This window comes from Desulfobaculum bizertense DSM 18034, from assembly GCF_900167065.1.
In the GTDB taxonomy this organism is placed as follows: domain Bacteria; phylum Desulfobacterota; class Desulfovibrionia; order Desulfovibrionales; family Desulfovibrionaceae; genus Desulfobaculum; species Desulfobaculum bizertense.
Window position 1 is genome coordinate 289,724 of the sequence record NZ_FUYA01000003.1, and the last position, 25,379, is coordinate 315,102.

Sequence of the window (25,379 nt, forward strand, 5' to 3'; positions counted from 1 at the left end):
CAATCTACCCATTTACTTTTTTTCATAATACCAGCCACGGCCTAAGCATCTAGTGCAACTAGGGTTACACCCTCTACAATCACAATCCTTCATCACCAAGCACTCGGCTTCGCCTTCAAGTATATTTTGATCTGGATAAGTATTCTCTGCTAAATCAACTATAGGAAATGACAACCCATAAGCCACATAGAGTCGCTTCATCCACCCTTCACTCTGTCCATCCATTTCTAAATCAGTTGGAATTTGCATTGATGTAATAAAAGGGCGCCACCCCTCTTTTAAAAAATCATTAAACCCTTCAGTAACTCCTGTTTCATATGGAAGATGCAAATGCCCTCCTCCTCCAAAAATAAATTTAGCATTACTTTGCAACGTTAACCGCTGGCTAACCCCACAACTATTTGACAAACATTTACAAGTGTCTCCCAATGTTGCTGAGAATGTTTTTTGTCTCAACGAATCTTCAATAATCCTTTTTGCCTTAATCAAAGGGCGAGCCTCATGTCCTGCCTCCTTTTCTTTCCTCCAATATTCCATATCATCCCAAGAGTTCGGGACACTACAAGCTTCGAATTCAATTCGACTTGATCCAAGGGGAAAGACTTCAGCTGCAAAATAATTAAGCTTTTCTGTATAAGTAAACACACTATGATCTACAGTCCCTGCTCCTACATCTGAAAAAAAGTATATCGTTCTAGGATCAGGACTTGAAGCTGGAGAACGAAGAAAGGCTTGCACATTAGCACTTACCTCCGGATAAACGTCACAAAGTTCATCTTGAACTCGATCAAAACTTGATGTCTCAATAATCCTTATCAACTCATCTCGCGACAAAACTTCTTTACCAGCTAACTTAGGAGCAACAGCCCAAGCAGTTTTTAATATTTTTTTATAACAAGAACTAATTTGCTCTTGGCAAGCATCAGCCACTGGAATGGCCATAGTAACTGCAACTTGATCTTCAGTTTTCTGATAAAAGTCTTTGAACCTATATTTGATATCTTTTAAAATTTGACAAAATGAAGACGCGAGATAAAACACTGCGCAATGTCTTACAAATTCAGTGACACTTTCCAAATCACTCGCTCCAGCAGCCTTTTTATAGCGATCTAAGACTAGATTATCGATATCGCCACAGGCTACTTTTTCTATGGCAAACTTCAAATGACAGAGTCCATGTTGCGGATATTGAATCTCTGTATCAGTATGAATTTTAAAAAAGTTATTATGAAAAATCACTGGACTTGGAATCAAAAAAGGAAGCTCACTCTTTGCAAAGCGAGGAATATAAACCCACGCCTTATCTTTAGATATTTCTCGATAAATACACTTTGAAAAAGATGTTCCAAAATCAAATCCAACTTGAATAAAATACGGAGCTCGTTCTTCTGAAGATAAAAAAGATTCCCTCCTGTCTTTTTTTTGAGACGATACATTACGAGATTTATTTCTGACCTTTTTTTCCTGGCCAAACAGCTTGGTGCTAATATCTGAAAAGAACCCCATCTCATCCCCTCCTATCTTTCGACTCGAACAATTCCAACAGCAACAGGTTCTGTCTCTGGCAAAATTTTAGCACTCTCCTTTAGAGCCTTAAGCCTCTGAGCCTTATTTTCTTTTGCCTTCGCTAGCCGCCCTCTAGCCATTCGACAAACCCTTTCCTCCCGTTCAGCAATCATCAACGTTTCCAGTCTCCGCTTATCTTGCTCAATTCTTCTGTCAAATATCGTTGCTACCCGCTTCGACTTTGTTTGCAGAATGTTTTTATTTTCGATCTCAAATTGAGTAACTTCTACATCAAATTCTTCCTGCATATTCTCTTCAAGAACATCAAAGGAGCATAACAGAACATCTTCATCGTAGTCTCTGTAATCCCAATCTCTTCCATCATTAATTATTTCTTGAAAAAAAATTTCCGAATCACTCGATGAATAACACATTCCAGTATCTAAATTTATCAATCCATATGCCAATTTCTCAATACTATTAATTCCTTTCATCACCCATCTTTCAACTCTGTACAAATAGACTCCTGAAGGAACACTTTCACTTGCAGCTCTAATGGCTGCAAGCTTATAAAAATTATGTTCTTTATCTTTATTTATTTGTGTAACCCAACGAATCAATGGTGATAAATGATTTACAAAAAAAATCCTTCGTCTTTGATCTGAATTAAGCTTTTGCATAACCTCTCGGCTAAATGTGATACATATTTCTTTCCTTCGAAGAGGCTTAGCGCTTAATGATTGGTCTCCATGTATAAAATCTCCCAAAGATATTTTGGCATCTTCTGAAAGTCGTATCCGCAAGCAGCCATTTATTGGTGTATTATAATTGATCTCCGTCCCCTTAAAATGCCTTGCAAAAAAATCAGAAATATAACTCTCTAATTCAGCAGGTTGAATATAACGCCCTCTCCCTCGATCCTCTTCAACTTTTTTCTGAACGTAATCTGAGAATGCAATAAAAGCGTCTCCAGACGCTTCAAGCTCACGCATCATGTTTAATTTATTTTCTATTGCCTGTTGAGTTTGGGCAATTTTTCTTCTTTCTTCATCTGCTGTTAGCTCATTACCTAACAAGCTGATTGTTAACTTTTTAACCTCTTCTCCGATGACCTCATCAAGGTCACCCAAACTATTTTTAAATATTTCGAGCTTCTCATGTAATCGCTCATGAATACGCTCTTCTATTGTCCCTGCAATTTTAAAATTGATTATTAGGAGACGACGAGCTTTTTGCCCCACACGATCGATGCGCCCAATTCGCTGCTCTACTCGCATAGGGTTCCAAGGCAGATCATAATTCACTATTACATGACAAAATTGAAGATCTATTCCCTCACTACCGACTTCTGAGGCTAATAAGATTCGAGGTCCTGTAGAATTTCTGAATCGTTCAATCTCCGCCCATCTGTTAGCCATTGGGATTCCGCCATGTATTATCGCAACGTCTTCGCCACTTTCTAAAAGCCTTCTACGTAAGTAGGAAAGAGTTGGTCTATAGTAAGCAAACACAATAATTTTTTCATTTTTTTTAGCCTTCACTACAGTAAGCAATTCTTTGAATTTACTATCATTCTTTTCAAAATCATATTCGAGGAGCTCGTTAAGTTGATCTCTTTCTTGGAAAGCACCAAAAGACGATACACTTTCAAACCCTGAGTCACCCAACGCTTCACCAATCAAATTCTCATCATCGAATAACTGCTCAGACAAAATCCTTTCTGAAAATGCAGGAAGACAACTTGCAGCCATCAACTGAAGTGTCATCACTTGAAAAACATGAAATGCCTTTTTATTCACTTTGCAACGCTGTCTAACAATATTTAATATTGCTTGATACAGGGACATTTCTTGAGATGTATACTCGACAGAAACAACTTGAGGGACTCTTTGTGGCCTATTCTCTTTCACTTGAACTCGACGGGTTCTATTCACATAGGAGCCTAAAAGATTGAGCTTTTCTACAATATCTTGGCATTGAGATAACTCTCCAGCATCACAAAAATCAGCCTGATCTAAAGCGTCAAGTTTTTTTAGAAACTGCTCAAAAAGTGGTGATTCATTTATATATTCACTTTTTTCCATACCTTTTACAGCCCACTTGAGCGCTTCTACATCAACAGGACTTTGAGAAAGTGCATTTGCGGCATGAACTGACGGTCTATTAAGATCAATCAAATCATCAAAACTAGATTGTGTTGAAAAGAAATCTTCATCAACTAACCGCAGAAGGCTATGCAAATCAATATTACTATTATTAACAGGTGTTGCAGAAACACAAAGAACAGCTCTCGCATTAGCAGACAGACACTCACCCAAATGGAATGTTGTTGTCGCTTGATTTCTCATATTATGCGCTTCATCAAAAATGACCATATCCAAAGGCGGATACTCTTCATCCCAGAACCTTAATTCTCGGAGTAAATCTGTCTTTGGAGAGCTACTTGCTCCTTCTTCAGGAGGAATTTTAAGTACCGCTCTTTCAGCTTTGGGAGGACGAAGTCCCGTATAGGTACCAATCAAGACAAAAGAATGCTCAGGACCGTTTACTTTCAACTCATCAAAAGCATGTCGTAAGCCATTAAAATCTACAATCTGAGCATCAAGCTGAAACTTCCCCCTCAACTCCTCTCGCCATTTCTCAGCTAAAATCCGAGGGCAAACAACAAGCAACCGGTTAGAACGATACCTTGCCTGCATTTCCGTCCAAACCAGTCCCGACTCGATCGTTTTGCCTAAACCAACCTCATCAGCAAGAATCAGTCTTTCCGTTGGAGAATTAATAAATTTTAAAACGGGCTTAAACTGATAAGGATAGAAATCAATCTGTGCAGCCTCCATGGAATAAATGACCTCATGAAGAGTTCCTTTAAGCTTTTCATAAGTAACAAGGCGTTGCAGATCGATTAGTCGGCCAAACCGTTTAGATTTTACCTGCTCTTTCAAATCCTTTGTGGCCTCAGAATTCACAATTTCCAAAATAGACAAAGGTCGAAATTTCGTAGTCCCATTGGGAAATCTTAATTCCACCATTATGGCAGAGCCTGCCTTTCTATGGCGCCCTGTATAAATTCCAGGCAAACTTGGATTATTTATATCAATAACTTGTTGACCAGCCTCAAAATCAACAAGTGGCTGTGCGTCAGGCATAATTGTCGTCCACCATTTATTAATGCATATAGTTTATTCTAAAGTCTTCTCAAAACTGAAATACCCTCTTTTTTGATAATATTCTAGGCTCTTATTCCATTTTTCCCCAAGCAGTTTAAAGGTTCCAAATAACAAATAACTTCGAAAGAAACAGTTCAAGTTTTTCTTTTTTACAATTTATCCTTTCCGTAAAAAAAGTATTCATTTTCAAAAAAATCAAATCACTCTCATAGCCAAAAAAAAGCGCATTCTTCCAACACAAGAAGCATGCGCTTTAATATCTTTAATTAAAACAAGCACTTAACCGCCTTACCCCCGCAAAGACACAACATTTCCCATAGGCCGACTCTCCCCAAGGCTCTCGAAAGCATTTCGCTGGACCTCCATGTCTCCCTTCACGTAGCGCATAGCCATTTCTACCGTACGCCAGCCCATCAGATCCATCAGGTCTCGAGGATTCAATTGCTGGGCAAGTCGAGTCGCAACCGTATGCCGGATACTATGGAATGTAATCCGTTCAAGATCCGGACGGCCTTCATTCAGCCTAAGAATATCATTCACGACCAGTCGGTATGACGATGGAGATTCCTTATAGGGCAGCCCTCTCTTCGCCAAAAATACTGGTTCATCTAGCCTCCCCTGAGGAATACTCTTCAAAAGGTCCCCCAGTGCCCTACTCATGGGGATCCTCCGTGAATCTCCATTTTTTGTATCAACGAAAACCAAAGTCCCAGACACAAAATCCACGTCACGCCAGCACAGCTTAAAAGCCTCTCCAGCTCTGCAGCCTGTCAAAAAAGCAAACCTTACAAGACGCCATGCTGAAATATCCAAGCTTCTCAACTTTTCAAGAAGAGCCTGCTCCTCATGCGGCTGGATAATGCGACGGCGCCGGTTACTCTGCCCGGGGCCAGTCACTCCTACTCGCCGCCCTGTCGGTGGAGTCTCATCAATAACCTGGCGCTCATAAGCAAATTTCAAAATACGCCGCAAGGTCCCTGTCACATATTCCTTTGTCCGCTCTGCCCGACCAGCATCCGTTAGCGCCTTCACCAGAATATCCCACTGTGGAAGCTTGATGTCGGCGAGACGAAAATGCCCCAAATACGGGCTAATCCAGACTTTGAAATTACTCTCTTCCTTTTCCCATGAACTTTTTTTGATATGGAGCTTGCAGTGCTCAAAAAAAACAGGCCAGTACTCATCCAAGGTCACATTCTTTGATGCAGCCTGCTGCGCATCCCGCCAATTCTCTTCTCGAAGCTCACGAAGCGTGAAAGGTGGAGTTCTATTCTTCTGATTCTCCTTCAAATCCATAAGGAGTTCATAAGCACGCTGCGCACTAACGCCTTCAGTAGCCCAACCCACAGCCTCTGAGTGGCTTTTCCCATTCCACCAGTATGAGAGTGTATAATACCGATCCAGATTGACAGCATCTTTCTTTCGACTTGGATGCTCCCGGTACCGAATACCTTTGTATTCCCCTCCACCCAATTTCTTAGGACGTTTTGCCTGGTGCCATTTCATAGCCATAAGCGTCTCTCCTCCCCTCAATTCTGTACAAGTCCTGTACAAGGAATGAGCATTTCACAAGGTGTTTTCCTGTGCGGTTGAGTGTCGATATGGATGCAGCATAACATGCCGAAATAATTCATATCAATGGCGATATATGCGCTTCTGTTGGCTTGTGTGAAAACACCGTTTTTGCGACTTAAAATCCCTCGGCCTTTTGGCTGTGCGGGTTCAAGTCCCGCCCCGGGTACCAAGGATATTTTGCCCTTCAGAGCTTTTGCCCTGGAGGGCTTTTTTGTTGCCATCCATCGCTTTTCGCTCCAAGCCCATCCCCCTCTCGTACAGCTCACAAAAATTACTTCGCACCAATCCCAAAACGTCCCAAGTCTGGCCTCAACATCGCCAGCGGCCTTGCCCTGACGTTCATTCAATTTCTTCTTTTAGCACCACGCGAGGCAAAAACGTTTTGCCGCTAACAACAAAAATCACAACCCGCTCTTAAAGAAAGTAAGTCGGCCGACAGTTCCCTTCGCAAAAACAGTCCATTCCTCGCCTCAAAACTCCAAACCGTGAATTCTATTCACGGCAAAAAGCCACAGCCTGCATGGCTTTTCCCTCTCCCTTCTCATATTGATAAATTCTTCCCAAGGGTTTTATCCGAAATTCAAGTCCTCTTGAATTTTACAAGGCCAGATATTCGCCATTTTTTCTCAAAAAACACAGGAAAAACAGCATTAAACAGGCTTTCTCTCGACCCCTGTCAGACATAGGAATTTCCATTATTTTGTGAAATTTTAGCCAATCTCGTTGACAAGGTTTTTGCTGACAGGTAAGTCAAAAAAAACGAAGCGCAAATGTCGACATTATACATCCGGCATTTGGACAGTCGTTTTTTGAGGCCTTGCTAGACAAGAAGAATGCAATTGCTACGTCCCTCAAGACATTCATTGCCTTGCACATGACAATTTTGCAGGCGGTCCTTTCGATTCTTAGCAACGACCCCAATTTTTGGGATCATCGCAACTCCACGCGACCCCCTAATTTGGACCAATTCTCGAATGAAATTTTTAATTTGCTTAAGGATTTTACAATGAATCTCGCACAGTTTCCTCGCCGCGGTTATGTTAAAGAAGCTACGCCCATTGAAGCTATCCCCTCTTTCTCCAAAGCTCTCGGTGGCAAAGTCAATCTCTTCATCAAGCGCGACGACCTTCTTCCTGGATGTGCCGGTGGCAACAAAACCAGAAAGCTGGACTTTAGCATTGCGGATGCTCTGAGCAAGGGCGCAGACACAATCATTACTTGCGGTGCTGTTCAGTCTAACCACTGCCGCCTGACTTTGGCTTGGGCTGTAAAAGAAGGCTTGGACTGCCATCTCATTCTTGAAGAGCGCGTCAAGGGCACATACAACCCTGACGCTTCGGGGAATAACTTCCTCTTCCACCTCATGGGCGTAAAAAGCATCAACGTCGTTGCTGGTGGATCTGATATGATGGCAGAAATGGAAAAACTGGCAGCGACTTTAAAAGGACAGGGTAAAAATCCCTACATCGTTCCAGGTGGCGCATCCAACCCCATTGGAGCAACGGGCTACGTTGCATGCGCTCAGGAGACTCTGGAACAGCTTTTTGCAATGGGTCTGAACATTGATCACATGGTTGTCCCTAGTGGTAGCGCAGGAACCCATGCTGGTATCGTCACAGGCATGATCGGCTGCAACGCAGGCATTCCCGTTAGCGGAATCAATGTCAGCCGCCCCAAAGACGTACAGGAAGGCATCGTCCACAAGCTCGCAGAAGCAACAGCAGAGCGTGTTGGCGTAAAAGGCGGCATCCCCAGAGAGGCCATCGAATGCTTCGATTCCTACGTCGGACCGGGCTATTCCATCCCTACTGAGAGTATGGTTGAGGCTGTAAAACTCCTCGCTTCCACCGAGGGCATCCTCCTCGACCCCGTCTACTCCGGTAAGGCTATGGCTGGCTTGATCGACCTCGTTCGCAAAGGACATTTTGCTGAGGGCTCCAACGTCCTGTTCCTCCACACAGGTGGCTCTCCAGCTCTGTACGCATACCTCGATACATTCCGCGGATAGTTCAGACTATGGCCCGTACTGCCCCTTACGGTGCGGGCCGTCCACAGGTCTCCCAAAAAAAGGTTTCCACTGAAGGCATCCCGGTGGCGGGATCATTCAGACACAGATAAAAGGAGAATTCTATGCCTCGTATGAAAACCCTGCTTATTGCATTCGTGACTTTTTTTGTCATGACCACCGCGGCTATTGCTGGCCCAACAGTTATTAAACTGGCTCACCCCAACGTTCCCCAGCACCCAATGGGACAAGCCTTTGAAAAATTCAAAGAGCTTGTTGAAGAACGAACTCATGGAGAATTCCGCGTCGATATTTACGACAGCTCCAAGTTCGGCAACTTCGACTCCGTCGTTCAGGGACTCCAGTTCAACATGCTGCAGATGGGCTCCGCTGCAACCCCTAACCTTGCACCTTTTTCAGATGAATTTCTGATCTTCGACCTGCCCTTCCTCTTCCCGAATTACGAAGCGGCTGATAAAATTACCGACGGCCCCATTGGCATGCACGCCACAAAAGCTCTCGAAAAGAGTGGCATCGTTGGCCTTGGCTACATTGAGATTGGATTCCGAAACATTTGGAACAACAAGCGCTCAGTCAGATCTCTCGAAGACGCCAAAGGTCTGAAAATCAGATCCACCCCTTCCAAAGCTCACATTGCGACTCTGAAATCTTTGGGCATGAATCCAACCCCTATTTCCTGGGGTGAAGTGTATACTGCTCTCCAGCAGAAAACTGTTGACGGCATCGACATTGACCTCAATCTCGCATGGCACAACAATTTCCCAGAGGTAAACAACCACCTGACCATCGTGAACAGCCTCTACAGCCCTCACCTGGTCATGATGTCCAAACGCTTCATGGATTCGCTGACGGAAAAAAATAAAAAAATTATCCTTGATGCTTTTGAAGAATGTAAGCTTTACGAGCGACAGCTCATTCGTGATGGCGAAAAGGAAATTACCAAACAGCTGGAAGCCAGGGGTGTCGAAGTTTACACTCTGACTCCTGAAGAACGTGCACGCTGGGCTGAAGCATCTCAGAGCATTTATGACCAGTTTGGCGACCGCATTGGCAAAGATCTCATTGAACGCGCCAAGGCTACCATAGCTGGCAAATAAAACCTTCAGCCGGCCGTCTTAACCTTCCCTCAAGCGGCCGGCTGATTGAACTGAAGAGAGCACGCCTTCATGCTGAAAATTATCGATAAATTAGAAGAATTCATTTCTGCCTCTTGCCTTGCTGTGATGGCCGTCATCATCGCAGTCCAGGTATTCCAGCGCTACGTTTTGCAAAGCTCCCTTGACTGGTCAGAGGAACTCGCACGTTACCTCTTTATTTGGTCAGTCTACGTAGGATGCAGTTACGCAACCAAAAAAGATCGGCACCTCGAAGTCACCATCCTGAGAAGTTCTTTTGGGCCTACTGTTGCGAAATTTGTCACGATTATAGCGTATATTTGCACAATTGCGTTCTGCATCTGCACAACTGTCTGGGGATTCCAGATGGTCGATTTCCTTGCCGGAACAGGTCAGAAAACACCTGCTCTCGAAATCCAGATGTATTGGGTTTTTCTTAGCGTCCCCGTTGGGATGTGCCTTATGGCAATAAGAACTGCACTTCGCATTGTTTCCATCATCCGCGGAGAGGTCGACTTTAGCTCTCCCGCCTGCAAATAAAAGAGATTGAAATGGATACATCAATTATCCTTACATTTGTGGCCCTTGCCATATTTCTTTTCCTTAGTGTACCCATTGGTATCTCCATTGGCTTGAGTGTCATTGTCGGCATTTCCGCCGGTGGGATGCTGCCATATGAGTTTCTGATTCAGAAAATGGTTACATCCCTTGATGTTTTCCCACTTATGGCTGTTCCTTTCTTCATCATGGCTGGTGAAATCATGCAGAAAGGAAGCATGGCTCAACGACTTTTGACAGTGTCAAAGAGCCTCGTGGGGCACATCACTGGTGGCATGGCTCACATTTCCATTTTGACCAGCATGTTCTACGGCGCACTTTCTGGCTCTGCACCAGCCACTGTCGCAGCTGTTGGCGGCATCATGGTGCCTTCCATGAAAAAAGAAGGATACAGCACGTCCTTCTCTACCGCAGTGAACACGGCTGCCGGTTGCCTTGGCGTCATGATTCCCCCGAGTGTTCCGCTCATCATCTACGGAACAACCGCTGGTGTATCTGTTGGTGACCTCTTCATCGCAGGCGTCATCCCCGGTATTTTTGTCGGCTTGTGCCTCATGATCTGCAGCTATATTCTTTCAAAGAAATATGGCTACACTGGAACAGGCAAACGGGCATCGCTTAAAGAAGTTTTAGTTGCCTTCAAGGGTTCCCTTGTTGCTCTCATGGTTCCGCTCATCGTTCTCGGTGGCATTTATGGTGGCCTGACCACCCCGACAGAAGCTGGTGTTATTGCCGTTATCTACGCATTTATTGCAGAAGGTCTTGTCCTTCGTACACTCTCATGGGCAAAAGTTGTCGAGATTTTTAAAGGCACAGCCCTGACCACAGCTTCCATCTTTCTTGTTGTCGCAACAGCAACAGCACTGGGACAGATCCTTCTTTTCTACAATGTTCCCAACATGCTGGTCGACATCCTTGTTGGCATCTCTGACAACAAATATGTCTTGATCCCGATCATCCTTGTCTTCCTGCTGATCATGGGAACATTCATGGATGCTCTGGCAAATATTCTTATTCTGACTCCACTGCTGCTTCCAATCGTGAAGCACCTTGGAATGGACCCCATTCATTTCGGCATCATCATGATTGTCTGTTCATCAATGGGCTTCCTGACTCCGCCTGTTGGGGTTAATCTTTTCGTCGGATGTAGCATCGGCAACATCAGCATTGAAAAACTCAGTGCAGCAGTACTGCCATTCCTTTTCACGATGGTTCTGGCTCTGCTTGCAATTGTTTTCTTCCCGCCGCTTGCACTCTGGCTCCCCGGAATATAAGCACTTTCATAAAAAACCACTCGCGGCACACGTCGCGAGTGGTTTGGAGTTTTTATGCAGGTATCACCTTCCACGAAGAAACCTCTCCTCGGAATATCCGGACACGCAGGAGTCGGACACACCCACAGCCACTGCGGCTTTGTTCAGGATGATTCCGCAGGCTTTGCCGTCGCAATCGAAATTCTCAAACTCGCGTTCCCACTCCAGACTAAAATTGCCAGCGTCTCAGTAGCAAAAGACACGGAAACCATTACCGTCACGACCCAAAGCGGTGGCAAAGGTTCCGCCCACGCTCGGCGAGGATTCACTCCTTACGAAATTTCGAAGCTTCAGGACGCCATTGGCAAAGACGCTGCATACAGCCAGGCAACAGCTTTTTCCATCTTTGGCCGAATTTATGGACAGGGAGTCCTCGAAGCTCCGGTTGCCTTCCAAGCCGCCTGCTGTCTTGCGGTCATGGACTCTTTCCTTAAAGAATACCCCCACGAAATATCTTCCGGAAAAGAGGATATGCCAAACAAGATTGGCGGTTGCATTGGCGCAACGCTTCTTATTGAAGGCTATCCTGTCTCAGTAATGGCTCTAGTCAATGCAAGCGAAAATGGACTCGGACCAGACGAAGATCTGGAAGGGAACATCATGCTTGGAGATAAGGGGCGCGTTATGCGGGAACTTGGGCTTGATCGCATCCCCACTCTTCTTCTGGAGAGCAAGGCATACACTCCTGCTGTCTGTAACGAACTTCGCACAGAGCACATGTGGCTTCGCATTAATGACCAGTATGATAATCAGTATGTCTTTGACGCTGTTCATCACAGTCTAAAAGAAACCAGAATTCCCCACATCTGCAACCGAAAGGCGTATCCTCGCCATACGGACGAGCTTACTGCGGCAACCCAGGAACTTGGAGACCGCATCGCTAATCTTGGGCATAAATTCGCCAAGGCAGACAGCGCTGCCCAAAAAGTTCAGCTCATGGGAGAGCTTGCTCTTCTGTGTAGTCAGGATGCTGGCGGTGTCACGTTTATGAGCTCCTCCCTCCACAATGATGTTTCAGGCGGTGGCCTCCTTCCAGGCATGGGCGCTGTTCTTTCAATGCTCGTCCCGCCAACGTATATCAACAAATGGAAGGTCCCTTCATTCACTCCCCAAGATGCCAGGGACTACATGCGTGTCATTGAGGCTTCAGTCCCAGAACTGGCACAAAATGCATCTCAGGCCCAAGCACAACTCGAAGAAAGATTTTCCTTCCAGGCGGAAAAGTACTCTTCACTGCTTGCCAAAACAGCAAAGTCATAAATTCCCCTTCTCCAGCCCCAGATGGGTGGGAGAGGGGATGTTGGGGGCCAGCCCCCAAACCCCCGCGTAAGGGAATGATTCCCTTACGTATCCTCATCGAGTTTAAAAGCCGTGCAAGCTTCGCTTGCACGGCTTTTAAACTTGGGTGAGAAAACGAAAAGAAAGTCGTTTCTCTTTCCCGTGAGTTGCCACCATTTTCTTTCTGAACGCGAGCGTTTAGAAAGAAAGGAGTGGAGCGCAAAGAAAAAGAACGCACGTTTAGTTAATTAGGCCGAAAAAAAGGGGACCGAAATGGAGAGGAGAGCGTAGCTCTCATCACATTTCGGTCCCCTTTTATTTCGGGCGAAAGCGGGATTCCCAAGGGCCTCGTCCTTGGGCGGGGTCAAGGGGCAGCGCCCCTTGCAAAAGTAAAGACGAAATTCCACCCCACCCATGCGTTATTCACTCGCATTTCTTTTTTTGCCGTCTTGACAAGCATAAGTTTAGCAACTAAACACCTTGCTGTTTACAAGCTAAACACTTCATCCACATGTCGCCACTTTGCGAGGGAATCAATGGACACTCAAAATCTTCGTATTTTTCTCTCTTTTCTCAAGCCGGTACGAGGCAGGCTCATTCTCGCGGCCATTTTGCAAGCCTTTGCGTCCCTCATTACCCTGATTCCCTTTGCCGCCATTGTGTATCTCTCCGAAAAGACTCTTGCAGGTCAATTCTCCATGAGCATTGCCTATAGCGTCTCTGCCTATGTTCTTGCTGCTATCGTTACCCGCATTGCTCTCACCCTCACAGCGTCTTCTTTATGTCATTTCGCTGATAACGACTTTCATTTTCACATCAGAAAAAGCTTTCTCCAGTCCTTTGATTCCGTCCCCCTGAGCTGGTTTTCAGCGCATCAATCAGGCGAAGTCAAAAAGCTGCTTCAAGACGACATCAACGTCATGCACCAGCTCGTAGCCCATTTCAGCATGGACGCCATCCATCTCCTGATCTGGCCCGCTGTCATTCTCATTTATCTTGCAAGCTACAGCCTCAGCTTCACTCTCGTCTCTCTCATCCCCGCTCTTGCAAGTTTCTTTGTCTACCTCTGGCAGGTCTGGCACTTCTCCCAACATATGGATGAATACGACCAGCGGCTCACAGAAATCAACGCGGCAACGGTCGAGCTTGTTCAGGGCATCGCTCCCATCAAACTCTTCTCACCAGAAAAAGGTGTGCCCCGGCGCTTTGACACCGCATCGCACAGCTTTACCCGTGCCTTTGCCTCATGGGTCAAAGGACTCATTCCCTTTTCCTCCGCAAATGAAGTCCTTGTCTCTCCCCTCGCCTCAGTACTGTGGATATGCCTGACCGGAACCCTATTCATCCAGCAGGACTGGATACGTCCTGTAGAAATAGTTCCTTTTCTCCTTGTTGGCACCGGGCTTGGCGGCCCTCTCCAGACCCTGTCTGGCACGTACACACAGGTGCAGAAAGCTCTCGAAGCTGCTGGCCGAGTTGCAACACTCTTCCAGCAAACACCGCTCCCCGTGCCCTCTGTCCCAGAATCCCCCAAAGGCTCAGCGCTTCGCTTTGAACAGGTCAGCTTTGGTTATGAGCCAGAGCACCCCGTCATCCACAATATTGAACTCGATATTCCACAGGGTTCCATCACGGCCCTTGTTGGTCCCTCTGGTGCAGGAAAAAGCACTCTGGCCAAGCTCCTCCTTCGCTTTGCAGACCCAGACTCAGGAGAAATCCGTCTCGGAACGGTTCCCCTCACAAAAATCGCCCCGGATCAGCTTCGCCAGCAGCTTGGCTTTGTTTTTCAGGACCCATACCTGCTGCAAACCAGCATCCACGACAACATCGCCCTGTCCTCAAAAACAGCTTCCCGCGAAGCTGTAGAACATGCCGCACGCCTCGCCTGCATCCACGAACGTATTCAAAAATGCCCCAAAGGCTACGACAGCATTCTGGGGCAGGATGTGCAGTTCTCCGGAGGAGAAAACCAGCGCCTTGCCATTGCCCGTGCATTTCTCGCTGACCCGCCGGTTCTTGTTCTGGATGAACCAACGGCTCACGCTGACCCGCTGTCGGAACGGGCACTCCAGAAAGCCATTTCCAATCTGACAAAAAACCGAACAGTGGTCGTTATCGCCCACCGACTCCAAAGCATTATTCACGCAGATCAGATTGTTGTGATGGACAAGGGCCAGATTGTTGAAAAAGGCAAGCATCTGGAGCTTCTCGCCCAGAGTGGCCTGTACGCGCAGCTCTGGAACACCGCACAAGAACACACCGCTGTTCCCAAGGCCTCCCACTCCTTCATCCCTCAACCAGAATAAGGGTGCTGTCATGCTGACAACCATCTTTCAGCTTTCCCAAAAACCGCGACAGACACTTGGTCGCCCAATGTTCTTTTCCATTTTGTCTGCGGCAACTCAGGGGGCGGGCCTTGTGCTCATTGCTCCATTTTTGACATCACTTTTTGCCAAAGACATCAGCACGGCCTGCCTCTGGCTCGTGGCCATGAGTCTTGTTTTCCTTCTTTATGCGGGCATCCAGTACTATGCCCAGCACATTTCCTGCGTCGGCGGAATGATGCTTGCCCAAGAGCTTTTTGACCGCCTTTCCTCACACATTGTCACCCTGCCCCTAAGCTGGTTCAGCTCCAGACGAATGGGTGAAGTCTGCCAAAGCATGACCAAAGGCGTTCTGGATGTCATGGCCGTCCCCGCCCACCTGCTGCGCCCCATTCTTTCTGCCTTTGTTACTCCGGCAGCCGTTCTGGCCTTCATGATTTTCTATGACTGGCGCATTGGACTCACCGCCGCCCTTGCGGCCCCTCTTCTCTGGGGAAGCTACAGGTTCGCGGGGGCACTCGCGGCAAAAGCAGAACACGCACGGACCGCAGCAGCAGAAAGCGTCAACTCACGAATCATCGAATTTGCCACCAATCAGACCATGCTCAGGGCCTACGATCACAATCACTTTTTTAGCGGGCTGGTCACCAAAAGCATGCATCAGGAACATGCCGCAGTGCATCATCTGCTCAAGTACGGCCTGCCCGGAATGGTCCTCTTTTCCATTGCCCTACAAATCTTCTTTGGTGCTGTCATTGGGCAAGGGGTCTACCTGCTCCTCGGTGGAGCAATCACCATGCCCTGCCTGCTTGCCATGCTCGTCCTTACGGTGCGCTTCACAGAACCACTTTTTCAGGCCGTAGACCTTGGCTGCGCCATTCGGGTTGCAGAAAACTCCGTTTCCCGAATGAACACAATTCTTGAAGCCCCATCCCTTCCTGAACCCAGACACCCCAAGCCACTTCTTCCAAGCGCAAAACCAGAGCTGTGCGTCAGCAACATGAGCTTTGCCTACGATACACGCCCGGTGCTTCACGACATCAACTTTACCGCCCCCTTTGGACAGGTCACAGCCATTGTTGGCCCATCCGGCGCAGGCAAAAGCACACTCTTTCAGCTTCTGTCTCGCTTTCGTGATGTCTCTGCAGGAAAAATCACTCTGGGTGGCGTCGACCTCAGGAAGCTGTCCTACGCCGAATTCAGTTCGGCCATATCCTGCGTCTTTCAGGACACCTACCTCTTTGCAGGGACTCTGGCCGAAAACATCAGAATGGGGAATGAGCGCTGCACATATGAGGAGATGAACCGCGCCATATCTCTTGCGGGCATTGACGAAATGCTGCGCCGCCTTCCGCAGGGAGCAGAGACTCAGGTTGGTGAGGGAGGCACTGCCCTTTCAGGCGGTGAACGCCAGCGTATCGCCATTGCCCGGGCAATCATCAAAAACGCCCCCGTGCTCCTGCTGGATGAAGTGACCTCTGCTCTGGACTATCACAACCAGCTCATCATTCAGAACACCATTACGGAACTGCGCCCCACTCGAACGGTGGTCATCATCGCGCATCAGCTTCAAACCATTCAGTCCGCTGACCAGATTATTTTCTTGAACAAAGAAGGGAGCATTGAATGCATGGGGACTCACAGCGAACTCAACAGGGACTGTCCTCAGTACAGGGACTTTTGGAAAGTCAAAGGCCAAGCTCAGGACTGGCATTTTTAATCACCAGTCTTTGAGAACCACATTCTTCTTCACGAATCACACGCTCACAACACGGAGTTGACATGAAAGAGCACCGTCTATCCCGGTATATTCTTTCTTTCCTCTTCCTTTGCCTCGCAGCAGCACCAGCGCATTCGCTTGCCGCCGATCAGGAAAGTCAGAACGCAAAAAACGAATTCACCCTTGAGGGGATCAAGGTCACAGCAAACAAGCGCGAACAGTCGCTACAAAAAGTGCCGTCCAGCGTTTCCGCAATCGACAGCATCCACATTGATGACTACCGCATCGAAACAATGGAAGATATTTTTGAAAATCTTCCGAACATCAACTTTGTCAAAACAGGCCCAGCCGCGTCCATGACCAGCTTTGCCTCTGTTCGCGGCATTTCATCCTCGATGGGTGGTAGCCCAGTTCTGGGACTGTATGTTGACGACATTTATTACTCTTCACTCGACATGTCCCTGCTGGACCTTGAACGCGTCGAGGTTCTTCGTGGACCACAGGGCACACTCTATGGCCGCAACACAGAAGCTGGCGTCATTAACATTGTCACCAAGCAGCCCACCAACACCTATGAAGGAAAGCTTGCCGCAGACTACGGCTCATTCAACGCGTATGGCGTTAAGGGCATGGTCTCCGGCCCACTGGTCTACGACAAAGTGCTGATGCGCCTGACCGGGAGCTACAAGGGATCTGATGGATACATTAACAACAGCTTTGACGATGATGACAACGTCAACACCCACCGGGAGATAGATTTCCGGGGCAAAATTGCCATGCCCGTCCGGGACAAGGGACTGAACATGTCCCTGACTGTTGATGGTCAGAACTACAAAAGCGATGGCTATGCAGACTACTCGGATCTCGACAACTCTGACCCATACGAAGTGAATGTCGACTTCCCCGGCAAAACAAGCAGAGATGCCTATGGTCTTTCTCTGCGGGCCAGCTATGACTTTGACAGCATGGCTCTGACGTCCATCACCTCGTATAGAGACGAAGTAAATCAGAACGACAACGATATTGATTTCACTTCTGTTGATTACGCTCGCCTGTACCTCGACCACGACGTGAACACCTACTCTCAGGAACTCCGCCTGACCTCAACAGACGCAGCGTCCCCCCTCCAGTGGCAGGTCGGAGCCTATGGATTCTTTGAAAAATTTGACCGCAACTACATCAGCCGCATGAACATGACCCCAATGGGTATGGGCGTCATGAATTTCGTGTCTGATTCACAGACAGACTCCACTGGTGGCGCGCTGTTCACGGAAGGCAGCTACACCCTCTGGGACAAGCTGACCCTGACCGCAGGCCTTCGCTACGACCACATCTACCGCGAAATTGACTACAGCATGGATAACGCGGGGATGATGCCCAACTACAGCGGCTCAAACTCCAAAAGCTTTGACGCCTGGCTGCCCAAGCTCTCCGTCAGCTATCAGCTGACCCCAAACATTATGCCATACGCCACAATCTCCCGCGGCTTCCGTGAGGGTGGATTTAACGTCAAGGAACGCCTTGGCGAAGCATTCAAGTCCGAGTTCGCATGGAACTATGAACTTGGTGTCAAAACAACATGGCTGGAGAACAGGCTGACCGCGAACCTCGCAGCGTTTTATATTGACTGGAAAGACAGACAGGTCGAAATCATCAACGCAGGCACCTTCATGATTGATAATGCAGGTGATGCAACAAGCGCAGGCTTTGAACTCGAAGTCTCAGCCCGCCCAATGGAAGGACTCGAACTGGTCGCAAGCCTTGGCTATATTGATGCCAAATACGACAGCTATGATAACGGCGTGGAGGATTTTTCCGGAAACACCGTTATTAATACCCCGGAATATACAGCTCGCCTTGGAGCAACATACCGCTTCACCAACGGCATTTTCCTTGGAGGCAACTACCGCCATTACGGCAAGAGCTACACCGACCCGGCAAACACGGAAAGTCAGTCTGATTATGGTCTGATGGATGTGAAGGTCGGTTATGAAAAAGACCACTTCTCTGTTTACGCCTGGGGCGCAAACATCTTCGACACAGAGTACTACACCCGCAAGGTTCCGCGCGCATCCATGGGCGGCGGTCTTGCTGAATATGTGGGGCGTCCCGGAAGCCCCGCAACAGTGGGCGTAAGCTTCGCTCTGGACTTCTAAAAAAAGCACACAGCCATGCGGGGAAGCCAAGGCAACTCCGCATGGCATTTCGCTGTGCCCTGTCTCACACAGGGGCGCGGCTCTCGTTGACAGGGGAGAGTTTGGCAACTAAACACTTCAACCATGACACATTCAAAAAACACCAGAGAAGAGCTGCTGCACAAGGTGGAAGACGCGCTGTACATTTATTTCCGCATGATCTCCATGTCCACGTATCCGTGGAAAGGCATGGAGCTGACCCAGCTGGAAATGCAAATGCTGGTTCGGCTAGACAAGCTGGAACACAGCTCCGTGACCGAGCTTGCAAAAATGACCGAAGTGACCAAGGGCGGCGTTTCCCTGTTCATCAGCAAACTTGCAAAAAAAGGCCTTGTTTCCAAAACCCGTGACACAGCAAACGCTTCACGAGTCATTCTTTCCCTTTCGGAAGAAGGGCAGGCCGTTGTTGAGGAATTTCGGCAGTTCCATCTTGCGCCAAACCGCTTTTTTATGGACTACCTCCAGTCCCTTGATGACAGGGAATTCGAGGTCGTGGGGACCTTTACCGAGCGTCTGACAGAATGGCTTTGCATGTTTCGGGATTCCCTCCCAGAAAGCCCAAAGAACGCAAAATACTGTCGACAGAAACACTCCAAAAACGTCCCAAAGACAGAAATTTTAAAGGAAGAATAATGAATGGGGAATTTCAACGAAAGCTGACCATGCGCGATCAGGTCAACTGCGGTATTTTTGTAGCTCTTTTTTTTGTTTTCCATATCATCGGGGGCATTCTCTTTGCCCCCAATCCTGTTCTGACCTTTTTCATGCCCGCAAGCATCGCCCTGTTCACAGGACCGGTGTACCTGCTGCTTGTGGCCAAGGTTCCAAAACACGGACCAATTCTTATCCTCGGTGCGATCATGGCTTTTCTCATGTTCATCATGGGCATGTACTGGCTCTGGTCTGTCGCCTACATTGTCTGCGCCCTTTGTGCGGAAGCCCTTGCCGGGCTTGGCCACTTCAAAAATCCCCGGCTCAATACCGCAAGCTTTGCCATCTTTTCGCTCAATCCCCTTGGCGCGTACATCATGCTCTGGATTCATCCAGCCTCATATTTTAGCTATCTGCTGGAAAAAGGAACGCCCCAAAACTACCTTGATGTCATGGGAGCTACAGCACAGTGGTGGATGCTTCCAGCCATGATTCTTTCTGTTCTGCTCTGCGCAGCCCTCAGCGCAGCACTGGGGCACAGCCTTTTGCGCCGTCAGTTCCGCAAGGCAGGAATCATCTAATGCGAGTTTTCAGCCCTGCTCCAGAGGGACAAAAGGGTCTGCTCAAACTTGATGCGAGAACTCTGCTCCTGCTCCTTGTTGCTGCCAACTTCGGTATGTTCCTTTTGCCCACGCTCACAGCGGAACTGTGCATCATGGGCTGCACTCTCCTGCTTGCCCTGCTCTCAGGGCTGTACAGTTCGACGCTCAAAATGGCGCTGGGCTATGCGGCGCTTTGCGCTCTGGACCTGCTTTGTACGCACATATTTCATGGCGCTTTTGCGGCGACAGTCAGCCTTGGAGCAAACTTCATGCGAAAGGTTTTCCCCTGTGCCGTGCTTGGTGGCATCCTTGTTTCAACCATACAGGTCAGCGAATTTATGGCGACCCTTGTTCGAATTCATACTCCACGCCGCCTCAGAATATCGCTCACGGTCATGCTTCGCTATCTCCCTGCCATTGCCGAAGACTACCGGCTCATTACGCAGGCGATGCGCATGCGAGGAATTCAGCCGGGATTTCGTCAGCTTGTGGCCCACCCTATCCGCACAATCGAATGCATTTACGTTCCACTTTTGCTGTCTGCCTCCCGGCGAGCTGACGAACTCTCCATCGCAGCTGTGACCCGGGGCATTGAAAGCCCGCGTCCCCGGACAAGCATTCACACCGTCCACTTCCAAAAAGCAGACTTTGCCGTTCTTGTCCTTTGTGCTTCCGGCCTTGCGGCTCTGGCCTGGAGAGTCTAAATGATTCAGTTTACAGATCTTTCTTTTCAATACAGCGGTGCAGAGCATCCAAGTCTCACAGACATCACGCTGCACATTCGTCCCGGAGAATGCGTTCTGCTCTGCGGTACGAGTGGCTGCGGAAAGACAACCCTGCTCCGCATGATAAATGGCCTGGTTCCGCACTACTTTTCTGGAGAAATCCACGGCGAGGTAACACTCCAAGGGACGCCAGTTTTCGAGACACCCGCCTATGAGCTTTCGGAAAAAATCGGCACAGTCTATCAAAACCCACGCTCCCAATTTTTCAACATAGACACCAGAAGTGAAATCGCCTTTGGCATTGAAAACATGGCGCTTCCTCATGACGCACTTCTACGCCGGGTCGAGGAGACCACGCAAAAGCTTAAGCTTGAAAAGCTCATGGGGCGGGATATTTTTGAACTGTCTGGCGGGGAAAAACAGAAAATCGCCTTTGCTTCCATTTACGCGATGGAACCGGAGATTTTCCTGCTTGATGAGCCATCAGCAAACCTTGATGGGCTGCGCACGGCAGAGCTGCAAAGGCAAATTCATCTGCTCAAAGCACAGGGGAAAACCATCATTCTCTCTGAACACAGGCTCTCGTACCTTCGTGGACTTGTGGACAGGGTTCTCTTCCTTGAAAACGGTAAGCTCGTTGCCGACAGCTCAGCCGAGAGCTTCTTTTCCATGAGTGACGCCGAGCGCGAGGCCAAAGGGCTTCGGAGTTTTTCGGCCAACGCGCTCACCCCAAGGCCTCTTCCGCCCCAAAACACCGCTCCACGGCTGGACGTTCAAAAGCTCGCCACAGGGCATGGGACACACACGGATTTGCAGGACATCAGTTTTCGTGCAGCTCCGGGGGAAATCATCGCCATTGTCGGAGAAAATGGGGCAGGAAAATCCACCCTGCTCACGGCCCTAAGCGGCCTGAGCGCGCCACAAAGCGGGCGCATCCTTTTGCAAGGGAAAACCAGCTCCGAGCAACAGCGGCTCAACAGTTCTTTTCTTGTTTTTCAGGATGTGGACTATCAGCTCTTTGGAGAAAGCGTTGAGCACGAATGCCAGTTTGGACACAAAGACCTCCCCCGGGTCACGATTTACGAAACACTCAAGAGTCTGGGGCTGGAGCACTTTGCATACAGGCACCCCGCGACGCTGTCTGGCGGGCAAAAGCAGCGTCTCGCTGTAGCGGTTAGCCTTCTGTGCCAAAAAGACCTGCTCTTTTTTGATGAGCCAAGCAGCGGACTGGACCTTGCGGGGATGCTTCGGGTTGCCCAGCTTCTGCGCCAGCTCGCGGCACAGGGCAAGACCATTTTTGTTGTCACGCATGACCTTGAGCTGCTCTGCGCCGCCTGTACCAGAATCCAGTTCTATGCAGATTCCACGCTCAAAAACGACTCGGCCCTAACGCCTCAGAGCTACGCCCAGCTTCTTCGTGACCTTGGCGAACAAAAAAGCCCGCCAGCATAAGCCAGCGGGCATTCCTTCTGCACACAGTGTTTAGTCGGGCTTCTGCCCTGCAAGGATCAAAAGTCCAGTGTCTGCTCCCTCAGCTGAACGAATATTCTGGAAGCCAGCAGCTTCAAATTCAGCAGCAAGAGCATCCTTTTCTATGAAATGCGCTTTGCATCCGCTCAAAGACGCCAGCAAGTTCACAAAGGCAAGATCATACGACACGGCCTCTTTGGGGTCCCGAAGGAAATGACTCGTAACGAACCAGCCACCGGGGCGCAGGGCGTCCTGAACCCGGTGGAGAATGCCGGAAAGCTGCCCCACCCAGTAATACAGGACATGCGAGGCCAGTGCTAAATCATAGTTTTCACCAAAGCTGTCCTCAGAACTCAGGTCCACGGCTCGCGTGGTGAGGCGCTGGGCAAACTCTGTTCCCGCATAAAAATTCTGAGCAGGGCCAACAACATGAGGCAAATCGCAAACCGTTGACGTCAGCTCAGGATATGTTTCCAGAAGTGCCATGCTATAAAAACCATGGTTTCCGCCAATGTCGCACATGCGTTTCATGGACGACAGGCCGGGAAGGTCCATCACAAAATTTCGGACATCCTGAATAGGACCGCACAGGGCATAGCTTCCCATGCCCTCAAAGGTTCCTTTTTCTGCCCAGTGCCCTTCTCCACCATCCCAGTCTTCCACGCCGGGGCCTTCATAGCCACCCCGGCGAAGCACTTCTGTAAAATCACTGGTAAAAACCTGATACATATTAGACAGGAAATGAATACCCTTTGGCTGATACGCCGCAGAATCTGTCACCAGAAAATCTGAGGCTGTCGGGGTATTCACAAACTTCCCATCCTGAAAATCAAGCAGCTCAAGGCTCTGCAACGCCTCAAGCAGACGGCGGGTAGACAGCACAGGACAAGCAATCTTCTGCGCCACGTCCTCTGCCGTTGCAGGCTGCCTGAGCGCATCAAACAGCTGCATTTCCATTGCCGCAAAAAGCAGCTTTTCGGCATGAGCCTGCACCAGAATTCTCTCAATGGGCCGGTAATCGGAATGTATTTCAGGGATCTGCATAGTTCTCTCCTTATGTGAAAGCGTGAGATCTCAGGGATCGACAAAATACTTGTCCATCCAACAGTCCATTTCCTCAAACAGCTCCTTGATCAAACGCTTCTGCTCGGCATCAAGCGCACTCAAAAAAGAAAAAAATTCCTTATCCTGACTCAAATGAAAGGCGGTGTGCGCCTGAGCCACTTCCAGCCCTTTCGGACTTGGTTTCAAAAGCACACGAAGCGCATTGGATTCGTCCTTTTCCCGCTCCAGCAAGCCTTTTTTCTCCAGCTTACCCACGACCTGCGACACCGCCCCACGCGTCACACCTGTCCCGCGCGAGATTTCACTCGCATACGAACGCCCCTTGTCTGCAATAAAGACCAGCGTATGCACCTCGACGGGGTGGAGTCTGTGCCCAGCAAAATCAAACGCCATGCGCTCAACCCGGCTGTACTTGTTCAGAAAACGGCGAAAGGACTCCAGACCAAGCTCTGTGATATGTGCTTCATTCATGTAAATAATGTATAGCACCTATACATTTTATACAAGCGTATTTTCGCATGGCCCCTGCCACGCACAAAAAAAGCGAGAGGAAGGCCTCTCGCTTTTTCATGACGTCCACGGCTGAACACGGACTAGACGTGTGGTGCGTTTCTCTTTTTTGAACGCAGCAAGGCAAGGGACAGCGCGTCAAATGGGCACGCATCAACACACTGGAGACATTTTGTACACAGCTGCGGATCTGTCTCTCGGATGGGGTCAAGCCCAGCCGGACAGACGCGGGCGCATTTCGAACAGTTTCGGCAGGCACTTGCATCTGGCAGGGGTGTCAGGGTTCTGTTTGGCGTTGCCAGGAGTCCCCGAACGGTTCCCACAGGGCAGGCACATTTCCACCCCGAGCGAAAGCACAGAGAAATCAGGATGGGAAGAAGCAACAAAACAAGATCCCAGCGCAGGACATGATGCACAATTCCCTCAATAAGGCCTCTGGACACAAGGCCAACCGGGCAAATAATGCTCCACGCCGGATATCCAAAAAGAACAATGCCCAAAGCAAGGCCAGCAAGCAGAGCAAAGGCATCACCCTTTCCAGTTCCAAGACGAGCAGAAACGGCTCGCTGAGCTTTTCCGAATTTTTTGGAAAACGGCTTGGTGAACGACTTCGGTAAAACACGCACCGAGAGCTTCCTGAGCTGAGTCCCAAGAAATGATGCCGGACAGGCCCACGAGCAATATGCTCTGCCCACAACAAAAATCAGGACACAGATGCACAGAAATCCCGGCACCAGCTGCCACGGAACAGAATGCGACGCGAGAGCTGTTTCCAGAAAGCCCACCGGACACACAAGGCGAAGCATGCCGATTTTGAGATATGCACAGCCTGCAAAAGGAACGTTCAGGACCGCAGCAAGGCCAATCCCGACAAAAATCAGCGTATGCACAAGATGTCGAAGAGTCAGAAGACGATGCATCAGTTCTTCTCCTTGTGCAGGTGCATAATTTTCTCTGGGCAATGGTACACGCACAACCCACAACCCACGCACTTTTTCACATCAATATAGGGCTTGAGCGGTGAAGTCCGCAGCTTGAGCACCGTCGGGATGTCTTTTTCACGAGTGAAGGGCTTTCCCTTGGGATTTGGGAAAAGCACAGCGCCTTCCACCGGACAGCGCATCAGGCACACCATGCAGTTCACGCAACGGTCTTTCTCAAGAGTCACAAAACCAAGCTTCTCCCCTGCCAGACTCCGGAGGGGGTCTATGGCATGTGTGGGGCAGGCCTGTGCGCACTCATCACAATTGTCTTTCCACGCAAGGCAGCCACCAAAATCTGGGTCGAGTACTGGCGTTGAAATATTCTTGATGTCCAGAGTCAAATCCTTGAGCCGCAGCGCATGTGACGGGCAAACCTCAACACAGACACCACAGCGCATGCACAGGGCGGTGAATTCTTCTGGAGCAACAGCACGGGGCGGACGAATGGCGTTTCCTTTGGACGGCAGAACAGACAGGCCACCCACCAGACCAACCATTGCCCCCATCTCCAGCCCATAGCGGACAAACGATCGGCGATTCAGTGTTTTTTTCTTCATTCTGATACAGCACAAAAGGCGATTGCCTGACAGGGC

General features: G+C 48.8%; 19 protein-coding genes. 12 read left to right on the top strand and 7 right to left on the bottom strand.

What is annotated here, in order from left to right; translation table 11 throughout:
• Positions 1–12 precede the first annotated feature (12 nt).
• The 3 genes from B5D23_RS06305 to B5D23_RS06320 all read right to left on the bottom strand — a co-directional run bounded on the left by B5D23_RS06305 (position 13) and on the right by B5D23_RS06320 (position 6,188).
• On the bottom strand, positions 13–1,506 hold the full coding sequence (locus B5D23_RS06305; protein ID WP_144012566.1) for a hypothetical protein: 1,494 nt from the start codon (positions 1,504–1,506) through the stop codon (positions 13–15).
• A gap of 11 nt (positions 1,507–1,517) precedes the next feature.
• Positions 1,518–4,655: an SNF2-related protein gene (locus B5D23_RS06315; protein ID WP_078684566.1), complete on the bottom strand. Its 3,138-nt coding sequence runs from the start codon at positions 4,653–4,655 to the stop codon at positions 1,518–1,520.
• Positions 4,656–4,964: 309 nt separating this feature from the next.
• The gene (locus tag B5D23_RS06320) at positions 4,965–6,188 is read right to left on the bottom strand and encodes a tyrosine-type recombinase/integrase (protein WP_078684567.1); all 1,224 of its coding nucleotides are present in this window, start codon (positions 6,186–6,188) and stop codon (positions 4,965–4,967) included.
• A gap of 1,069 nt (positions 6,189–7,257) precedes the next feature.
• Between B5D23_RS06320 and B5D23_RS06325 the strand changes: the two genes are divergently transcribed.
• From B5D23_RS06325 to B5D23_RS06380, 12 genes are all read left to right on the top strand, one after another.
• Positions 7,258–8,259: a D-cysteate sulfo-lyase gene (locus B5D23_RS06325; protein WP_078684568.1), complete on the top strand. Its 1,002-nt coding sequence runs from the start codon at positions 7,258–7,260 to the stop codon at positions 8,257–8,259.
• A gap of 122 nt (positions 8,260–8,381) precedes the next feature.
• Entirely contained in the window at positions 8,382–9,374 is a 993-nt protein-coding gene (locus tag B5D23_RS06330; RefSeq protein ID WP_078684569.1) for a TRAP transporter substrate-binding protein, read from the top strand.
• 69 nt (positions 9,375–9,443) lie between these two features.
• Complete coding sequence (locus B5D23_RS06335; RefSeq protein ID WP_078684570.1) at positions 9,444–9,932, top strand: TRAP transporter small permease; 489 nt, start codon at positions 9,444–9,446, stop codon at positions 9,930–9,932.
• Positions 9,933–9,943: 11 nt separating this feature from the next.
• Entirely contained in the window at positions 9,944–11,224 is a 1,281-nt protein-coding gene (locus B5D23_RS06340; protein ID WP_078684571.1) for a TRAP transporter large permease, read from the top strand.
• A gap of 54 nt (positions 11,225–11,278) precedes the next feature.
• Positions 11,279–12,523: a hypothetical protein gene (locus tag B5D23_RS06345; RefSeq protein ID WP_078684572.1), complete on the top strand. Its 1,245-nt coding sequence runs from the start codon at positions 11,279–11,281 to the stop codon at positions 12,521–12,523.
• Between the two features lie 554 nt (positions 12,524–13,077).
• Positions 13,078–14,847, top strand: coding sequence for an ABC transporter ATP-binding protein (locus tag B5D23_RS06350; RefSeq protein WP_078684573.1), 1,770 nt, complete (start codon positions 13,078–13,080; stop codon positions 14,845–14,847).
• Positions 14,848–14,857: 10 nt separating this feature from the next.
• Positions 14,858–16,585, top strand: a complete 1,728-nt coding sequence (locus tag B5D23_RS06355) for an ABC transporter ATP-binding protein (protein WP_078684574.1) — start codon at positions 14,858–14,860, stop codon at positions 16,583–16,585.
• Between the two features lie 62 nt (positions 16,586–16,647).
• Positions 16,648–18,741 carry a TonB-dependent receptor gene (locus tag B5D23_RS06360; RefSeq protein WP_078684575.1) on the top strand — a complete coding sequence of 698 codons (2,094 nt, stop codon included), beginning with the start codon at positions 16,648–16,650 and terminating at the stop codon, positions 18,739–18,741.
• 123 nt (positions 18,742–18,864) lie between these two features.
• Positions 18,865–19,413: a MarR family winged helix-turn-helix transcriptional regulator gene (locus tag B5D23_RS06365; RefSeq protein WP_078684576.1), complete on the top strand. Its 549-nt coding sequence runs from the start codon at positions 18,865–18,867 to the stop codon at positions 19,411–19,413.
• A complete protein-coding gene (locus B5D23_RS06370) occupies positions 19,413–20,012 on the top strand; it encodes an MptD family putative ECF transporter S component (protein ID WP_078684577.1) in 600 nt (199 codons plus the stop codon). Before B5D23_RS06365 ends, B5D23_RS06370 begins: the two co-directional genes overlap by 1 nt.
• A complete protein-coding gene (locus B5D23_RS06375) occupies positions 20,012–20,737 on the top strand; it encodes an energy-coupling factor transporter transmembrane component T (protein ID WP_078684578.1) in 726 nt (241 codons plus the stop codon). Before B5D23_RS06370 ends, B5D23_RS06375 begins: the two co-directional genes overlap by 1 nt.
• Positions 20,738–22,210 carry an ABC transporter ATP-binding protein gene (locus B5D23_RS06380; RefSeq protein ID WP_078684579.1) on the top strand — a complete coding sequence of 491 codons (1,473 nt, stop codon included), beginning with the start codon at positions 20,738–20,740 and terminating at the stop codon, positions 22,208–22,210.
• Positions 22,211–22,240: 30 nt separating this feature from the next.
• Here B5D23_RS06380 and B5D23_RS06385 read toward each other — a convergent pair whose 3' ends face one another.
• From B5D23_RS06385 to B5D23_RS06400, 4 genes are all read right to left on the bottom strand, one after another.
• Positions 22,241–23,272: a methyltransferase gene (locus B5D23_RS06385; RefSeq protein WP_078684580.1), complete on the bottom strand. Its 1,032-nt coding sequence runs from the start codon at positions 23,270–23,272 to the stop codon at positions 22,241–22,243.
• 30 nt (positions 23,273–23,302) lie between these two features.
• Positions 23,303–23,764, bottom strand: a complete 462-nt coding sequence (locus B5D23_RS06390) for a MarR family winged helix-turn-helix transcriptional regulator (protein WP_144012567.1) — start codon at positions 23,762–23,764, stop codon at positions 23,303–23,305.
• Positions 23,765–23,886: 122 nt separating this feature from the next.
• Positions 23,887–24,723: a 4Fe-4S binding protein gene (locus B5D23_RS06395; RefSeq protein WP_078684640.1), complete on the bottom strand. Its 837-nt coding sequence runs from the start codon at positions 24,721–24,723 to the stop codon at positions 23,887–23,889.
• On the bottom strand, positions 24,723–25,343 hold the full coding sequence (locus B5D23_RS06400) for a 4Fe-4S dicluster domain-containing protein (protein ID WP_078684641.1): 621 nt from the start codon (positions 25,341–25,343) through the stop codon (positions 24,723–24,725). Before B5D23_RS06400 ends, B5D23_RS06395 begins: the two co-directional genes overlap by 1 nt.
• Positions 25,344–25,379: the final 36 nt, after the last annotated feature.

Coding starts and splice junctions, on each gene's coding strand:
- B5D23_RS06370 (WP_078684577.1), top strand. CDS start 19,413: ATGAATGGGGAATTTCAACGAAAGCTGACCATGCGCGATCAGGTCAAC.
- B5D23_RS06400 (WP_078684641.1), bottom strand. CDS start 25,343: ATGAAGAAAAAAACACTGAATCGCCGATCGTTTGTCCGCTATGGGCTG.
- B5D23_RS06325 (WP_078684568.1), top strand. CDS start 7,258: ATGAATCTCGCACAGTTTCCTCGCCGCGGTTATGTTAAAGAAGCTACG.
- B5D23_RS06360 (WP_078684575.1), top strand. CDS start 16,648: ATGAAAGAGCACCGTCTATCCCGGTATATTCTTTCTTTCCTCTTCCTT.
- B5D23_RS06320 (WP_078684567.1), bottom strand. CDS start 6,188: ATGGCTATGAAATGGCACCAGGCAAAACGTCCTAAGAAATTGGGTGGA.
- B5D23_RS06330 (WP_078684569.1), top strand. CDS start 8,382: ATGCCTCGTATGAAAACCCTGCTTATTGCATTCGTGACTTTTTTTGTC.
- B5D23_RS06350 (WP_078684573.1), top strand. CDS start 13,078: ATGGACACTCAAAATCTTCGTATTTTTCTCTCTTTTCTCAAGCCGGTA.
- B5D23_RS06305 (WP_144012566.1), bottom strand. CDS start 1,506: ATGGGGTTCTTTTCAGATATTAGCACCAAGCTGTTTGGCCAGGAAAAA.
- B5D23_RS06390 (WP_144012567.1), bottom strand. CDS start 23,764: ATGAATGAAGCACATATCACAGAGCTTGGTCTGGAGTCCTTTCGCCGT.
- B5D23_RS06385 (WP_078684580.1), bottom strand. CDS start 23,272: ATGCAGATCCCTGAAATACATTCCGATTACCGGCCCATTGAGAGAATT.
- B5D23_RS06345 (WP_078684572.1), top strand. CDS start 11,279: ATGCAGGTATCACCTTCCACGAAGAAACCTCTCCTCGGAATATCCGGA.
- B5D23_RS06340 (WP_078684571.1), top strand. CDS start 9,944: ATGGATACATCAATTATCCTTACATTTGTGGCCCTTGCCATATTTCTT.
- B5D23_RS06375 (WP_078684578.1), top strand. CDS start 20,012: ATGCGAGTTTTCAGCCCTGCTCCAGAGGGACAAAAGGGTCTGCTCAAA.
- B5D23_RS06365 (WP_078684576.1), top strand. CDS start 18,865: ATGACACATTCAAAAAACACCAGAGAAGAGCTGCTGCACAAGGTGGAA.
- B5D23_RS06355 (WP_078684574.1), top strand. CDS start 14,858: ATGCTGACAACCATCTTTCAGCTTTCCCAAAAACCGCGACAGACACTT.
- B5D23_RS06335 (WP_078684570.1), top strand. CDS start 9,444: ATGCTGAAAATTATCGATAAATTAGAAGAATTCATTTCTGCCTCTTGC.
- B5D23_RS06315 (WP_078684566.1), bottom strand. CDS start 4,655: ATGCCTGACGCACAGCCACTTGTTGATTTTGAGGCTGGTCAACAAGTT.
- B5D23_RS06380 (WP_078684579.1), top strand. CDS start 20,738: ATGATTCAGTTTACAGATCTTTCTTTTCAATACAGCGGTGCAGAGCAT.
- B5D23_RS06395 (WP_078684640.1), bottom strand. CDS start 24,723: ATGCATCGTCTTCTGACTCTTCGACATCTTGTGCATACGCTGATTTTT.